Genomic DNA, 16,263 nt, shown 5'->3' with positions numbered 1-16,263 from the left:
AAGGACTATAAAAAAAGTTAGTACCACGCTATTCTGCCCGTTAGCACAGTGAAGTTTCCCGATTATTCCCACGGTAGTGTGGTTTACTAAGCTTTTGTGCTCCCGTTAGCTGGACAAAACGAGGTTGCCAGCATCCTGCCCACGGAGTAACTGGCTGGCCATGTTGGCAGCCAGTTGGTCTCAAGATGTTGTCTCTTGTTATTTTAAAAATGCATTGGATAATCTTTGGGATTAAACGGTACTTTCTTGATTTCTTTTTTGATCCATCCCACAACGCCGCCGCGGATATCTTCATTTGATACGGGGTCTTCTATAATGCCAACTCGCCACCATACATCACCAGCAAGAATATAATGATTTGGTGGCACATCGATCGAGTCAGGCATGGTATACGAATTTTTAGTTCCATTTATAAATTTGCCATCATAATATTCTTTACCATAAAAAGTATCAAGCCTATGGCCATTGATGTAGACTTGCCCTTTTTGAACCGTCACAGTTTCCCCAGGCAAGGCGATCACTCTCGCCACATCAAATTCCATTCTTTTTTTATTTTTGATTTCTTCATCTGTAGCCGATGTTTTATAATAGATGACATCACCTCTATCGACCAATTTGGCATCATAAAAGTGTGGATCTACAACCAAGGTATTACCGCCAGCATATTGCTCTGATCGAAGCATCCCGTCTTGCATAAGTTGGTAAGGCAACTGGTTTGGACCTAACTGTTCCATACGCGGTAAGTCATACTTCGTTGTGGAATCTGTAATCGAGCGGTTTTCTCTGCAGCCACTGAGCAGCATGGCTGTCGTGAGAAGAATGGATAGCAGCTTATTCATGATATCCCCCCTATTACCATCTTACTCGAATCAAAGGATTATTACCTAAATAATTCCAATAGTTTTTTGGAATTAACCTAAATATATGGCGAGAGCCATAAAAAAAGGAACTGCCGCGAGGCATTTTCCTCCACTATAATTCTTACGTTACTTTAATAACAAATATCTGAATACGAAGGACAATAAATTGTTCAAAGTAATACATTTTTACCGAGACTTACTACTCTCGGACATCTATATATTCCGATACTCTAGCTTTAAGTATTTCAATAAGTTCTTCATCCATATAACTATAATCGTCGGGTATATCTAGGTTCCAGATCGGCTTTTCAATTAGTGTTGATCCAAATTTATGTTTGAGTCGGCTCAAATGCTTTTTTTCCATTACAAATATGAGATCTGCCCATCCAATGTGTCCACTTGTTACCTTAATCCTAGCACTATCTTCTGTCCCAGCAGACCTCACATCATAACCATTATATTTATGGAATATTTTTTCGGCTGTTGGGCTTCTCCATTTGTTTCTGCTACATATAAACAAAATTTTTATTTTAATCATCCTCTTATCAAATTCACTGATTTTTACCACTCTATGGATAACAATAAACTAAAAATGGCATCTATATTTGCGTTCATCTGCCCGTTACTAGAATAAGCTGCCCAATAGCAGCAGCCAGTTTTTGTATTTCCGATATCAGTTCTCGGCTAAATATTACTGAGCAAATATAACTATACTAATAAAGAGAATAGCTGCAAAAAAAACCGAAGTCGTGAAAATAAGCACATCACTTTTATCTTTGTTTACAATTGCTCGAATTGTACTTAAGAATAACAACATAAAGAGAAAGGACAATAACGCAAAGGCAATATCCACTTTTTCATCCCTCCGTTCTAAATATTCCTTCTACGAGTTATTTAGGGAACTGCTTCGATGCCAATCTCCCAAATTAAATTTTAATTAGTTGCAGTAAACTTTAGGAAATTATCCCATATATAAAGACGCTACACATACAACGCAAGTTGCGCTTTACTGCCCGTTACTTCAACAAAAATGGGAGCAGCTTCTGACCGCGGCGATCTGCTCCGTGATGATTCAACTATACTGCCCGTTACTTCGACGACACCAGGGAGCAGCTGCCGCGGCGATCTGCTCCCTGGTTATTCCGCTAACGTCTCCCGTTAGAGCTTGACGAATCTCGAACTAGAAATATGACATAGTTCGATTCATATCAGTTATTAAAAACGGATTGTCCTTCTTCATATTCTCAATTAAAATCTCAAGTTGATTGCTGTCCTGTTTCAATAATTCTAATTCTCGTTGTGTAATTCCAACGAATTGAATAAAATCAACTTTTCCGTGTAGTGTATTAATCCCTTTCACTTCAGTATCGTTTACTGTTATTAACGCTGTAATCTCCGACTCAACGCCAATATGAAGTGATTTACAATTCCCAGGAACATACTGATAAGGTTCAAATATTCTTTCTTTCGTGTAGGTATAGCGAGCAAGATTAGAAAGCATATCTATTGCCCATAGACAACTTTCAACTGATTCCTCTTTTAATTTTATCGTCATTTCGTACCCCCAACGACTCCACTCACCACCAAACGATTCCTCTTCAACATAAAGCTCGGTCATTCCATATGTCAGTAAATGCTTATACCCATTTGGAGATTGATAAATGCTATAACCATCTAGATACTCATTCCCACCAAAAATTGCACGTTTATGCATCTCTGTCCCATAATGTACTGGATTCTGTTTAGGATAGAGCTTTTCAAATTCCTCATCGATGGCATCCCATCCAGGAGCCCAATCTTCCTGTACATACGCCCGATTTTTATACTCATCTAGTGTCAATTCATTTGACCCCCTCGAACTTCTCTATAACTACTTCTGGTAGCTCTGAACTAACGTTTCCCGTTAGAAATTATTCCAATCATTTATTTTTACCTCAAAACTCTTGGAAGCACAATGTATTGCCTCTTCAATAGAATCAAAGTCAAAATCATTTTGAACTTCCCAGTTCATATCACATAAAAATAGATAATACCCCTTCCCATTTTCATATTTCGCTATCGCCATTCTTGTAATGGGTACTTCCTTTTGAGAACCATCATCTTCTTCAAACTTCATTATCAAGAATGGACGCTTGTCATTTTCAATGTACATTATCACTTTCGCACCGTCTAATTCAGCAGGCACATTCACAACATTTCCCCCAAAATGTGATTTGAAAAATTGAATTTACTATTTCAATCGTATCATAACCTTTATCACGCTATTCTGCCCTTTCGTTCAACAATCGAAAAGGAGCCGATGTAAAGCACGACACCCTCAGCACTCAATTTTTAAACCATCTGGAAGAATAATTTCACCATTATCACTACTGACATTGAAAAAACCAACATTATGCTTAGTTGCTAACATGCGAACATGTTCGTACGCCTTTTCAGCTACTGACCATGCAAAGGCCATGTAAATAGCATTCGATGCAACACAATAATCAGTTAATCTTTCCTCAAGCTCCTCATTCCCATTAAATTCCTCATCAGATGGTGCAAATGAACCGTTCATAGCAGGAAATGACTTGATACTTTCTTGAAACCAATTTTGTAGTGACATAGTTGTGTGTGATATCTCGTTATAGTCTACATCTTCACCCCAAGTTGTTAAGTTTTCATACCAAGACATAAACTCTTTCTTTGTTTTTGGAACTCTCGTATTTTCAAATACCAATAAATAGTAACTCATGATTCGTTTACCCCCGCGGTAATTTGGTAAATCAGGTGTTAGTGTATATATTTTAGCAAGTGTTGCTATTGAAGAAAACTCCCGTTACTTGAACGAATAAAAGAGGAGCTTCTACAAGGCAACTCCTGCACTATCGTAACCGTTAGTGTTATGAAATAATTAGTAATTGCAAAAATATACTGACTTGATTCTTTCTTGTGGTTATCGCAGTATCCTTGATCGGTTAGGTACTTGCATCCTGGCTGATGGCTGAGCGTTTCGGTTTAGATAGCACAAGCATCAACCCCTAAAGAAAAAGCACCCGAAGGTGCTCTTGTTATCATAGTCTCAATGATTTGCTGCTCAGTTTATTTTGGCGCTTCACACGCCAAGCCGTCCTTATCAGCATCTAAACGGTGTGGATCTTTTTCCGGTCCACCCGCCGCGATAAAGAAAGCCTGTGCCTCTTCATGCGTTGCAAAGTCACCACAATCGCGGTCCGGACCATTAGGATCGTAATTAACTGTCGGTGCCGGTGATGCCGGTAATTTAGCCCATAATCCGCGATTTTCACTGCGAGCATCCGTCTGCAAGTGACGGAACAATTCAACCCATCGTACATTTGGTGGGAATGTCGCCAGTTGGGCGTAGCCTTCCGCGACTAACTTTGCATTGTAAAACGTACCATCTGCAAGGTACACGTACCCAAGGAGACGACCGTACTTATCGCGTTCCTCGACATCAACTTCTATAAAGATACTGGCATCGGTCAGTTCTTTTCTCGTATAGTCGGAAGCTATCTTACCAAGCTCCGAATTTCGCGTCGCATCAGGATGAACAGACTCCGCTGTATCGACTCCAATTAAACGGATCGATTCTTCCTTTCCGTTCCAATCGATTTTTACCGTATCACCATCGACCACACGCTTAACTTTCGTAATTACCTTCACTGCCGAAGAGATCGTAATCGTGCGACTTGCTCCTTCCCAACCGACTGTCGCACCAAGGGACTCACTTACAAAACGGAGTGGTACAAGAGTAGATCCGTCAACAATCTGACCTGGCACAGATAAGGCAATATCAGCGGAGTTTTTCTTTGCCATGGTATCACCAATCACATAAGTTATCGTAATATCGCCTTTCTTAGCAGTGACAGTTCGAGTGCTACCCTCCCATTCTATCAAAGCACCCAAGCTTTCAAAAATTTTTCGCATCGGAACGAGTGTCGACCCGTTAATTACGGTCTGCGGAACCTCAAACGTGATCTTCTTACCATCGATGAAAACGGCAGGTGTGGTATCTGAAGGGGCTGCTATTGCAGTATGGATACTAGAAAATAATAGGATTAGTGCTAACGTGATGGATACGAATTTCTCTTTCATTATCAAGCTCCTTTTATGATTTGGATTGAGGCGTTTTAGTATTTGCCTTCCAAGGGGAATTCCTACCATTTTATTACGAAATAAGAAGTTTCAGACTGGCGCTAGCAACAACGTAATATAACTCCTTTATTCAAGGGTATGTTAAATCTTAATGTTGTTTTTTACCCCAAAAGAAAACCGCCCTTTGAAATGGCGGTTAATTTAAATATCGTTCCTGCGTTAGCTCAACGATGTTTTGAATTAATACTTGTTTCTTAGCTTATTGAAGTTATTAATTGTAGCATTTACATCTTGAATATCATTCAAATTAACAATTTTGCGAAGTTTCATACCCCAGCAACATAAGTTCAAGGAATCGCATAATATCCTGCAAATATGTAATGCTTCAGTTACATTTCCTTCTACTTTATAAATATTAGTTCTGACAGATATCATTTCAGCCTCTTCAGCTATAGTACCTGTATTTAGTTCAATTTCAACTTTGTACTTCCCGTCGTTATAGACAAAATAACACGCATCATCGAATGAGTTCCAACTTTTCAAGGTTGGGTCATTTTTCATATAACGTAATTTCTCGAGCTCTTTGACTGCTTGGACAAAGTTAAAATAATTAGGTCCAACAAATTCCATTCCATCTTCCGTTAAAATAGGCGAATTTCCTATTGGATAAAGAATAAATTGATAATCCCCTATTGCCATCAAATATCACCTCCGAATACGGTTGGTAACGCTTCGCATATTTATTAATCATTTATTCAAGATAGTTTCCACGCTATCCTGCCCGTTAACGTAATGAAGCTACCGACATATACCGCGGCAGCCTCAATATCCATTTTTTAATCCTGGATTGTTATGTTGTGCTCCTTACACCATTCAATTACTAATTGCCTTATCTTACTTTCTTTGTATGTGTACCATTGCTTATCAACTCCAAGTTCTATTATTTTATCTTTAAATCTTCGAAAAGCGCCTCTTCCTTGAATGGCGTTATACAGTACTCCTCTATTTTTTTGATCCTGATGACTTACAATAAACTCCTCCATGATTTCATATTCATTGAAGTTGTTTCTTAATGTAAAGTCCACGTAAACTCCATCATCATCCTCAATTATGCCGATAGCTTTTTCAATATTCTCTCTTTGCCAGTCAGGGAATTTTTCAAGTGGTTCTTCATCTTCTGCAGCTCTCATTTCTTCTCTCATTAATGTAATAACTTCGCCTGTATTAGTATTTATAAAAGTAAAAGTATCATCAATTTGAAGCTCAATCTCACTACTTAGATCCTCCAATTTTACTGGTTTGTTATTCTTCAATTGATTTTCCCCCTTTCTCTATATATAAATAGCATATCCAAAAAAATACAAATGAAGCTCCCAATTGGCAGCTTCAATCATTTAAGATGGATAATCCAAATTCCGTCATCAAACTATCGTTCTTACGTTAGTTCAATGCGTTTCGATAAAGAATACAAGAATTATCTATTAGAGTGTACTGTCCTTCAGGCAGTTTTTCATTTAAAGATTGATTTACTAAGATAGCTTGAAACTTATGTAGGTTATCTTTGAAAGTAAGATTTGCAAAGTTATATTTTTCATTTGGCCATACTTTATTAACATTAAACAAACCTTTCATATCTTCTTCAATTGCTAGACCACCCACACTAAACTTTAATTCTCTATAGAGTGAGATTAATAAACAGATAATCTCATCAAGCTCATCATCTCTTATACCTGGCTGATTCCACTCTGGGGCATCATCTTTATCTCCGAAAAAACACATTGAAAATGATAATAACTCCAAACTTATTTTCTCAACAAATAGTATAGCTCTCCGTTGTCGGGTTGTGTGCACAGTTAAGTTGATTTCGATTCGATGGATCATCACACTGTGCGGATCATCCTCGTCATAAGGATAACCCTCGTAAAATTGCTGAATATGTTCTGGTGAGTTGTGCACTTCTATTTTGACGTTAGTATTAATCAGTTTAGCGATTACTTTTTCGATTTTCATTGGTTCATTAAATATAAAGCTTAGTTCTAAAAAAGGTCCCCCTTGTAACCACCTCAATATTAATCACCTCACAATAATAATACCACTTTTTGTAACTACCCCGCCCATTACTTTAACGGAAAACGGCAGCCGGTCAGAGCCGGCTGCCGCTGTGTCAATGTTCAACTAACGTTCCTACGTAAGCTTAATCCCACAACCCTTTTTCTTTCGAAAAGCAGGAGGCCACTAATCATTGGGCAGTCCTTCTTACATGACATCAGTTAAGCGGTCGAAGCTCTTCCATCAGCTGAGTTATGAATACTTCCAAGGTTATAGCGCCAAGGTCGCCTTCGCCCCGTTTGCGGACCGAGACATTCCGGGTTTCCTTCTCGCTTTCGCCAAGCACGAGCATATACGGCGTTTTCTCAAGCTGCGCTTCACGAATTTTGTATCCGAGCTTCTCTTCCCGCGCGTCGATTTCTACTCGGATTCCAGCCTCAACCAGCTCTTTCTTCACTTGGAAAGCATAGTCGTTGTACCGCTCCGAAACGGGCAGCACCTTCACCTGCACAGGCGCAAGCCAGAGTGGGAAAGCACCTGAGTAATGCTCGGTCAGAATACCCATGAAGCGGTCGATCGAGCCATAGACAGCACGGTGGATCACAACGGGCCGATGCTTCTGATTATCCTCGCCGATATACGTGAGATCGAACTTCTCAGGCATCTGGAAATCCAACTGGATCGTTCCGCACTGCCAGCTCCGCTTTAGCGCATCGAGAATGTGAAAATCAATTTTCGGCCCATAAAAGGCCCCATCACCCTCATTGATTCGATACGCGGCTCCGCGGTTGTCCAGCACATTCTTAAGCGCTTGCTCCGCTTGGTCCCATAACTCTTCCGCCCCCATCGAATCTTCCGGCCTAGTCGAGAGCTCGATTCTGTACTCGAAACCAAATACGCGATAGACATGGTCGATCAACTCCATAATATTGTTGATCTCATCTTCGATTTGCTCCGGCAAGACGAATAGATGCGCATCGTCCTGGCAGAAGGTGCGGACCCGCATCATTCCGCCCAGCGCACCTGAAAACTCATGGCGGTGCACTTGGCCGAATTCCGAAAGCCGGATAGGCAGCTCACGATAGGAATGCAGATCATTTTTATAAATCAACATATGGCCTGGACAGTTCATCGGTTTAAGCGCGAATTTCGTTTCGTCTACATTAGTGAAATACATATTTTCCTTGTAATGATCCCAGTGTCCGGATTGCTCCCATATCCGGTTATTCATCATAAGTGGTGTCCGTACCTCATCGTACCCGAGTTTCCGCTGAATATCCCGTGCAAAGTCCTCTAGTGCTGTGCGAATCGTCATCCCTTTCGGCAAGTAGAATGGCATTCCCGGCGCTTCCTCCGAGAACATAAACAACTCCAGTTCTTTCCCCAGCTTGCGGTGGTCGCGCTTTTTCGCTTCCTCCAGCATAAACAGATGGTCGTCGAGTTGGGTTTTACTCGGAAAGGCTGTTCCATATATACGCTGCAGCACCTTGTTATTCGCATCTCCGCGCCAGTATGCCCCGGCCACACTGAGCAGCTTGAAAGCTTTAATTCTACCTGTTGAAGGCAAATGCGGCCCCCGGCATAAATCCATGAATTCACCTTGATCATAGATTGTAATGACGGCATCATCTGGCAATGCCCCGATTAACTCCAATTTCAACGGCTCATCCAGTTCCTCGAACGTACGTATCGCTTCCGCACGGCTTACCGCGCGCCGGACAATGGGGAGGTTTTCTTGGATAATCTGCTGCATTGCCTTCTCGATTGCCTTCAAATCCTCGGTCGACAACGGCTTTTCTATATCAATATCGTAGTAGAACCCATCTTCGATAACCGGCCCAATCCCCAGATTCACGACTTGCTGTCCATAGATTCGCGTAATCGCTTGCGCCATTACATGAGCTGTACTGTGCCGATAGATCATTAAACCATCCTCGTCAGCGAGTGTTATCACTTCCAGGCGGCAATCATGGTCGATCGGTTGATCCAGATCAACGAGCTTGCCATTGATTGTCCCAGCTATCGCACTCTTTCTAAGTCCCGTCCCCAAAGAGCCCGCCACTTGCTCCACGGTGGTTCCTTGTTGATACCTCCTAACTGTTTCATCTGGCAATGTTACTTTGATCTCCATGATTGTAGCCTCCATTTCTTCGTTATTAGAACGTATTGAACGCAAAAAAACGCCTCTATCCCAGAAAGGGACGAGTGCGTTCAACTCGTGGTTCCACCCTAATTCAACCTGCGGCAAGCTATTCCCGGTTTCGACCAAAGAAAGCTGCTACAAGTCCTCATAAGTATCCGGTAACGGGGATCAGACGGTGCCGCATACTTACGTCATCCAAGAAGGACCGACGCGTTCAACGCCACGGCTACAAAGGGGTAATTTCAATCCGTTTACTGAAGAAGCTCGCAGCGAATGCTTCTCTCTCTGGGCAGTTCGTGAAGGAAATCATGTCTTTGGTCAGCGCCAATAGGATTATATTACATACATATTCTCACTCTGTCAAGGATTGGTAATCTGCTTCCCGATCATACAGTTCAAAAATTCAGTATTTATTTATTTTGTCTCTCCTAACGAAAAATAGGAATTATATGTTATTCAACTAAACTGCCCGTTAGTTGAGCGCTTAGGGTTATTTTGTTGGCAAGTGGAGAATCTCTTTAGTGATTCGACCCGATCCAAAAATCGATCTTTATAATGTAGGTGAATTTGTGTCGTCAGACTACAATGTTGGGACATTTGTGCATTTTTAGATGACACAAATCTTCCTACATAAAAATAAAAAAGCCTGATTCCTCAGGCATTTGGATTTGAAATTATGTAGGCACATTTGTGTCATTGGACAAGCGACAACAAAAAAATCCACTGCTTAAAAACGGCGTGGATTTTTTCTTGATTACTAAGCGACACCCTTCAAGTCAAGAAGACTTCATTCAGGTGACTTTTGCCTCGGCTTTATCTTCTTACTTGATCCCATGAAAACTTTTCATGATCCCACTTGAACAGACAAGGCAACCGATAGTGTATCGGCTGCCTTTATGAGAGCTTTTGTGTCATTGTTATGCGCGCCAAATGAACTTATTTCAATGGATCGATTGTCTGCTCGAACCATATTTACCGTTACCGATACGGATTTGAAGTCGGTAAAATCACCCTTGCCTGCAGTTTCGAATATCGTCGAAGGTCGAAGTGAAACTTTCTGCACTGCCGCTCCCCGTCTGCTTCAATTCCGCAGTACCAAGCGCCTTACCTGCTGCATCATAGAAGTTCAACGTGGCATCGTATCGGTAATTGCCCGTTTGTTTTAGGCGGCTGATCCAGCGGCGTATTTTTGTAAAACCGTCCTGCGTGTCCATTCGGAAATCGCCAACGCCAAGTTTGTTCGACGAATCGTAGACATCGACGGTAGGCGGAACCGCCAAGCCCATAGGAACAGGACCTACACAATTGCTCATCTATCTTCCACATTAATGGTGCTGCTTCGGGGAGCGATTTTCCTCGACTCTCACGTTTAGGCATTGAAACTATTTTATGATACTTCGCCTCCAAAATTTGTCCGTATCCCTTCTTCGAATTCTTTCTGCAGTGTTTGGATAAAAAGAAAGACATCAAAAACCGGCTGAATCCGGTCTTCTGCCTGCCGTGCCCAATCAACAGTGCGCTCCCAGTGTTGCCGGGCTTCCGCTATACGTCCGTCCGCACGCGCTTGAAATGCATCCGCAAGCAAAACCACAAGCTCCGCATGCTCTCCCAAGTATGCCCAAGATTTTCGCCTGCACGGGTCCGTGTTTCGCTTTAGGTTTTTCTCTATGCATGGCTGAAATTCATGCACAACACCTCGCACTTGTGCAAGTCGACTGACAGCTTCACGACTGTATCTCGGTTTCTCACCACGCATATAAGGTGGATCGAACAAAGTGGACAATTTCCTAAGATACCATTGGCAAGCCTCAGCATCGGCCCCAAATGCAGCTTCATAGTAGGCTTTTGAAAGTGCGTCGAAATCGGCGTTTTCGTTCCAGAGTGTCTTGCCCAAGACGTACATCCCAAGCCCACTTGGGAAAAACGAGCGCTGCGTCTGATCGCTGACCATGCCATTTAAACCAAGGTGCCGGAGTTGCTTCACGTCAGCGCTGATTATATCGGCAATATGTTCATAACCGGGATCAAAATAGTGATCCCACATGAAATGGTATTCATAAGCGAAGCTGTCACCGTCAAAATGCTTCTGCCATTCTTTCAGGAAAGCGACATTCTCGCGAATACCTTGCGGGAACTTAAGCCGATTGCGTTCATAGGGCGGGAGCTGAATGCCGGTCGTATCCGGGTCGTAAGTACGGCTATATGTACGACTAACCGGAGCAAATAACAGTAGAAACCTTCCGGGATTACGCAGCTTTTCCGTCTCGGGCGTCCATAACAAATCCAAATACAACAGGAATACAATTCGTGTTTCCAGCTGCCTAGCGATTAGTTCTTCATCCAACTCATTGAGCAGCCTCACGTAAAAATCCGCTGGACGAGCACGACTGCAAGCCTCGCACTCGCAGTGATTATTCGGCGCATCCGCCAGCCATACATGCAGCATGGCAATTTGTGGATTCTGCTGAGCATAATCCGCCGCATCCTTCACCATCAACCTTCGCGCCTCCGCATTGGAATAGCACAAATTCGAATTAAGTGGCACGCCATGCCAAAGCTTTCGTTGCCCTTGGACCTGGGCGAGCAGGGAAGCCGTTCTCTCATCGGGTTCAACGCAAACAGGCTCCCAGCCCAGACAAGGCAACCCCAGCGGTTCACCAGTCCAGCCGTGTCCGACGGCATGATACAGCAGACCTCTTTTAGCTATTTCAATTTCTAATTCAGCTTTAAATTCTTGTACCTTCGTTATCGTTAGCCCTTCCGGCTCTTTGTAGGCATTGTGTCTATGATTGTACCAGCGTTCAAAGAAGGTGTACGGCGTTTTAAACTCAAGGAAGTAAGCATTAAAACCGACCTTCGGCGCCCATTCGATGTGATCTTTCATATTCTCAAGACTTACGGCACCTTCAATACAGATGCCTCTGTGCCGATAGGCTGCGCTTTCTTTTACTTTGACGGTTTGCGGCTGAAGGAGTCCTACAGGAACAAAGTCTCCATCCTGGCCTGGACGAATCCATCTACATCCAATTTCCTCCAAATAACGATAGACTGCAAATAAAACGCTTCGTACATTGGCTCCAGCCAGTCGTCCGTCACCGTTCATTACATCAATCTCAATGGCATCATCGAGTTCGGTATTTTCTAACGTTTCCGTCGAGATCCCGAAGTCTTCGAATAATCCGAGATAGAGTCGATGTGTCTGAATGGCATCTAACTTCGATTCAGCACTAGCGTCAATATCATGTTCGGAGGTCATTTTTCTCAAATATTTGGTAAGTTCTTGTGAGGCATATTGGATGACAGGATGTTCCCGTCTTGTAATTATGGTCCAACGGTTAATAAGTAACTCCCTCCCTGCTATCCCAGATCAATCGGTTCGGCAGCCGGAAGGTGTCCCCGGGCTTCAGGTCGACGAATACTTCTTTCCCCTCGAATACGACTCGGCTTTTGATGCCGAGACCCCGGCGTTTTGATGGTGAATTTGCATCCGTATCCATCAGAATCAGCGGAATTTCACTACGGAACGTGAATTCGGTTCCGATCAGTTGCGGTTCACGAATTGTATAGGTGGAAGGCTTGCCGTAATCCGGTGAATCCAGCAGTGCGACGCGTCCCTCCAGCTCATTAGGAGGAATAGTCAGCACTTCGTGCAGGCGAATGGTGATGCGCCGGCTGGTGAGCTCAACAGCTTTAACCGTCCCGGCAAGTACCGATTCATGCTGCGCACAAACTAACCCGGGAACCGTTATGCCCGTGAAGCCAACTGCTTCCGCCGCCAAAAGAGCACCCTTGCGATAACGAAGCAACAGCGCCTCCGCATCCGTTTCGTACGCTTGGCCGTCCGTGTCGAAGAAGCATACCGAAGCTTCTCTGCGGGAAGCTCGAATGAAGATGTCCCGATGCCCGTCGCAATGGACAATTTCAACGCCAATGGTTGCGGGATCAACGGCTTTGGGTGCGGGATCTCTCCGAAGTGCACGAACTGCAGCTAGGTGCTCAGAGTCTTCGAACGGTTCGTAAACGGTTGTGAACCCAGCTTGATGGATAACATCTTCTGTTCCTGCGTTTGCTTCTATTGCCTCAACTGTCTCAGCCACTGGGTGCTCATCGCGCCATATCACGAAAGGGACCCAACGCGATTTACCCGGCTCCTGTCCGCCCCGCTCACCCTCACAGCAAATGATTTCTCGGGGCTGCTCAGCAGCAACAGCATGAATTCGCAGGCCTGCAGTGGCATACCGATATGTCCAAGAAGCCGTTTTTTGCACTTTAGCTTTGCGTAACGCCTTCATCCAGCCGTATCCAGGCTCTGAATAAAGTGCGATCTGCTCACCAGCTAGCGTGCCGCTTAACGGAAACCATTCGTGTTCCTCAATACCCTCGAAGCTTACCTGCTCAAAGCCGATATCCAGACCCATCGTATTGTAATCAAACGTTCTGCCTCCCGAAACTCCGAATCCATCAAGAATATATGCATCCACGCCGTTTGGACTACTAACGACCCAGCACCAACGTTCGAGCTGAGATCCGATATTTGCATCCTCATTTGCCATGCCTGCACCTTGCAGCAGCCGACCTTCATAGTGACCCAACTGACGTGAATATGAAGGTTGCTGATTGTGTCCGTCAACGACTACCAAGGAACAAGCGGCCGTATGTGTCTCCCAGGCATCAAATTTCGGATTCATCCACGTGAACGGATATCCGCCTGCCGCTGCTAGCAAATGATATCCATAAGCACCAATCCACAGGCCGAGCTTGTCGCCATGCATATGGCCAGCGGAAGGCGGTCCGTAAAGGACGACATGCTTGCAAGTCCTTGAGTCGGAACCTGCTCGCAGCACGCTAATCTGCGAGTCCTGTGCCAAGTAGGATCTAGGTACACGTCCGGCACCACTGCCTCTGTCGTCCGAAAAGGCTGACAGTTCAGCTTGATTCGGCGCCGTCGCTAATAACAGGAGCGCATGCTTCACGTTCGTACGTTCCACGCTCTGGATCCTCGCCGTAAGCAGATCTTGCTCCGAAAGATTTGCCAGCAGCGCACCGAGCTGTTTGCGCAGGGAAGGCATTCTTCGGAATGCAATGTCGTAGGCGGGGCTGTATCGAATCCCTCCGGCTGCTCTGCTCGGATCTATCGGCTCCGCGTTGTCGGCAAGGGTATCACCGAACATCGGATTCAGCTGCCCACACATTGTGTTTACGGTGAATTCGATGACAGATCGTATACCATATCGGGGATCCTCGAACATATCGATACCGCTTGTCGCATAACTAGCATTGAGAAATCGGTAATTATTGTTCGCCAGCAGCGCCACCTGCTCGCCGATTTGAGCCAAATAACCGAAGGAGTCGTAAATATAACGACCATCACGGAAGAACAAATTGCGAATTTTGGCTAACAACGAATGAGGGCCGCTGCCTAGCACCTCTAGCATGAGGGCGCTATTTTCAAATATGGAGGCGATTAGCAGTTCAAGATTTAAATAGCGCAGCGACCAATCGGCATTTCGCGTTCTTTCGATTTCGCAGCTATACACAATATACGGCACCATCTCATGGATGGCTTTATTGATGGAGAAAGGCACAGACCTTCGCTGGCGCTCCGCATCGGGCTTGTCGGCAAAGAATGCTTGAAGCTTCGGCTCCTGCGTTTCAATAACGTCAAATAATAGATCATACGCCTCAAAAAAATTGACAAGCCAATGGCACTCCGTCGTTGTCGGTTCAGAAATCTGAACTGTATCGTAATAGCCGGAACCCCAGTTGCCGTTCATATATGGGATAAGTTCCGCCATTCGACCGATTAGCAGGAGTGCTTTGTACGCATAAATCGGTTGCCGGGTAAGCTGATAGGCAAAAGCCAGATTCGGGATGGCGGCTGCGAACCGGTCACCAGTAGTCTCCGGACAAACAGACGTATCCGTCAGTACAGCGCAATATGGCTTGCCAAGGAGCATCGACCAAAGAAATAGCCGGTATGAGGCTGTGAACATATATCGGGCTCCTGGAACGGGAAAACCGTCCGGCGCGACGAAGCCGCGACCGTCATCCCATAGGACTAACTCTTCGCCGGTCGTTGGATTTACGAGCGTCATCCCATTGCTCCACCAGGTGCGCGTCGACGGGTTGTAATAGTGATAGGGACGTTCCAGACATAGCTCAAAAGCGGTTCGTTTGCCGCCATGCAGCGGGTCGCCAAAAAATTGACCAACTGATAGCGCTCGAGGATTCCCGTCCGGAACGAGCGCAAACAGCTCGTCATCGGATTTCGCTGCCCAATAATCGGCTACCTCCAGCACGGTAGAGCGAATTCCTTGTCCCCATGACGTCTGTTCAGCATTCGCACGCGACACTTGAAGATCGTCAGCGTTAAGCCTCCCAGTCAATCCGCGCCTTTTTATTGCCATCAAGTCGTAAATGCGCTGCGGAATATGCCGCTTTTCCCACCGGGTAAAAAATAGGCTGCCTGCCTCTCCCGCTTTGGATGCCCAATGACCAATTTCATCCTGATTAAGTCCGTGCGTCAGCAATAAGTTCCCAGTACCGATGCCACTTGCAGGCCGGTCTCCGCGAACCCCGGACCAAGAGATGAACGTTCCGCTCAAATTGTTTGTTCCTTGCGTTTCCAGCGTTCGTACGACATTAAAACCGACAATCCTCTCATTTGCACTGCCGATGCGCAAATGCTCCATTGGAACTACAAGCTCGGCGATTGGATCGGCCCCGACCGTACTCCGCGATACCTTGATAAACGGGGGTAGCGAAAGAACCTCTACTTCATACCGGTGCTCTAGGTACTGGACGCTTTCATCCGGCAGAAGCTTGATCTCGAACATATTGTGCCTTTTCCGTTTTGTTGCTCCACGGTCGAATTGAATGGCGATTTCCCCGCCTTCTGTTTCGTACCGTACCTTAATCCTAATTTCATTGCCACTCGTAAAAGCCATGAAAGCGATTCGGTGCTCAGAGCGTTCAAGCTGAGCTTTGCTCCCTCGAAACTGCTGATCTGCAACCACGAAAGGTGAAGACCACTCCGCTTCCTCCTCCCTTTCTGGAACAAGATAGACGGGATAATCAAAATTCCGATACTCCGCCATTGCCATCCTCCTATTCTCA

General features: G+C 44.7%; 14 protein-coding genes. 1 reads left to right on the top strand and 13 read right to left on the bottom strand.

Annotated elements, in window-relative coordinates:
- Window positions 1-203: 203 nt before the first annotated feature.
- Window positions 204-839 (bottom strand): S26 family signal peptidase, encoded by a 636-nt coding sequence (locus MJB10_RS12435; protein WP_314805270.1) that lies wholly within the window; start codon window positions 837-839, stop codon window positions 204-206.
- 220 nt (window positions 840-1,059) lie between these two features.
- Window positions 1,060-1,389 carry a low molecular weight protein tyrosine phosphatase family protein gene (locus MJB10_RS12430; protein WP_314805600.1) on the bottom strand — a complete coding sequence of 110 codons (330 nt, stop codon included), beginning with the start codon at window positions 1,387-1,389 and terminating at the stop codon, window positions 1,060-1,062.
- 501 nt (window positions 1,390-1,890) lie between these two features.
- Here MJB10_RS12430 and MJB10_RS12425 point away from each other — a divergent pair.
- Window positions 1,891-2,022: a hypothetical protein gene (locus tag MJB10_RS12425; RefSeq protein ID WP_314805268.1), complete on the top strand. Its 132-nt coding sequence runs from the start codon at window positions 1,891-1,893 to the stop codon at window positions 2,020-2,022.
- An 18-nt stretch (window positions 2,023-2,040) separates the two neighbouring features.
- On the opposite strand, the gene MJB10_RS12420 is transcribed toward MJB10_RS12425, so the two are convergent.
- From MJB10_RS12420 to MJB10_RS12370, 11 genes are all read right to left on the bottom strand, one after another.
- Window positions 2,041-2,700, bottom strand: coding sequence for a suppressor of fused domain protein (locus MJB10_RS12420; RefSeq protein WP_314805266.1), 660 nt, complete (start codon window positions 2,698-2,700; stop codon window positions 2,041-2,043).
- A gap of 63 nt (window positions 2,701-2,763) precedes the next feature.
- The gene (locus MJB10_RS12415) at window positions 2,764-3,051 is read right to left on the bottom strand and encodes a hypothetical protein (RefSeq protein WP_314805264.1); all 288 of its coding nucleotides are present in this window, start codon (window positions 3,049-3,051) and stop codon (window positions 2,764-2,766) included.
- A 126-nt stretch (window positions 3,052-3,177) separates the two neighbouring features.
- On the bottom strand, window positions 3,178-3,594 hold the full coding sequence (locus MJB10_RS12410; protein WP_314805263.1) for a hypothetical protein: 417 nt from the start codon (window positions 3,592-3,594) through the stop codon (window positions 3,178-3,180).
- Between the two features lie 347 nt (window positions 3,595-3,941).
- Entirely contained in the window at window positions 3,942-4,955 is a 1,014-nt protein-coding gene (locus tag MJB10_RS12405; RefSeq protein ID WP_314805598.1) for a stalk domain-containing protein, read from the bottom strand.
- A gap of 240 nt (window positions 4,956-5,195) precedes the next feature.
- On the bottom strand, window positions 5,196-5,654 hold the full coding sequence (locus MJB10_RS12400; RefSeq protein ID WP_314805262.1) for a hypothetical protein: 459 nt from the start codon (window positions 5,652-5,654) through the stop codon (window positions 5,196-5,198).
- A gap of 137 nt (window positions 5,655-5,791) precedes the next feature.
- Window positions 5,792-6,268 (bottom strand): UPF0158 family protein, encoded by a 477-nt coding sequence (locus tag MJB10_RS12395; RefSeq protein ID WP_314805259.1) that lies wholly within the window; start codon window positions 6,266-6,268, stop codon window positions 5,792-5,794.
- A 127-nt stretch (window positions 6,269-6,395) separates the two neighbouring features.
- A complete protein-coding gene (locus MJB10_RS12390; protein ID WP_314805258.1) occupies window positions 6,396-7,022 on the bottom strand; it encodes a hypothetical protein in 627 nt (208 codons plus the stop codon).
- Between the two features lie 199 nt (window positions 7,023-7,221).
- On the bottom strand, window positions 7,222-9,135 hold the full coding sequence (gene thrS, locus MJB10_RS12385; protein ID WP_314805256.1) for a threonine--tRNA ligase: 1,914 nt from the start codon (window positions 9,133-9,135) through the stop codon (window positions 7,222-7,224).
- A 1,019-nt stretch (window positions 9,136-10,154) separates the two neighbouring features.
- A complete protein-coding gene (locus MJB10_RS12380; RefSeq protein ID WP_314805254.1) occupies window positions 10,155-10,460 on the bottom strand; it encodes a hypothetical protein in 306 nt (101 codons plus the stop codon).
- Window positions 10,461-10,534: 74 nt separating this feature from the next.
- A complete protein-coding gene (locus MJB10_RS12375) occupies window positions 10,535-12,403 on the bottom strand; it encodes a DUF4838 domain-containing protein (protein WP_314805251.1) in 1,869 nt (622 codons plus the stop codon).
- Between the two features lie 79 nt (window positions 12,404-12,482).
- The gene (locus MJB10_RS12370; RefSeq protein ID WP_314805249.1) at window positions 12,483-16,244 is read right to left on the bottom strand and encodes a heparinase II/III family protein; all 3,762 of its coding nucleotides are present in this window, start codon (window positions 16,242-16,244) and stop codon (window positions 12,483-12,485) included.
- Window positions 16,245-16,263: the final 19 nt, after the last annotated feature.

Source organism: Paenibacillus sp. MBLB1832, from assembly GCF_032271945.1.
Taxonomy (GTDB): domain Bacteria; phylum Bacillota; class Bacilli; order Paenibacillales; family NBRC-103111; genus Paenibacillus_E; species Paenibacillus_E roseopurpureus.
The sequence above is the reverse complement of the archived record's forward strand: the minus strand, read 5'-3'. Positions and strand labels throughout refer to the sequence as shown.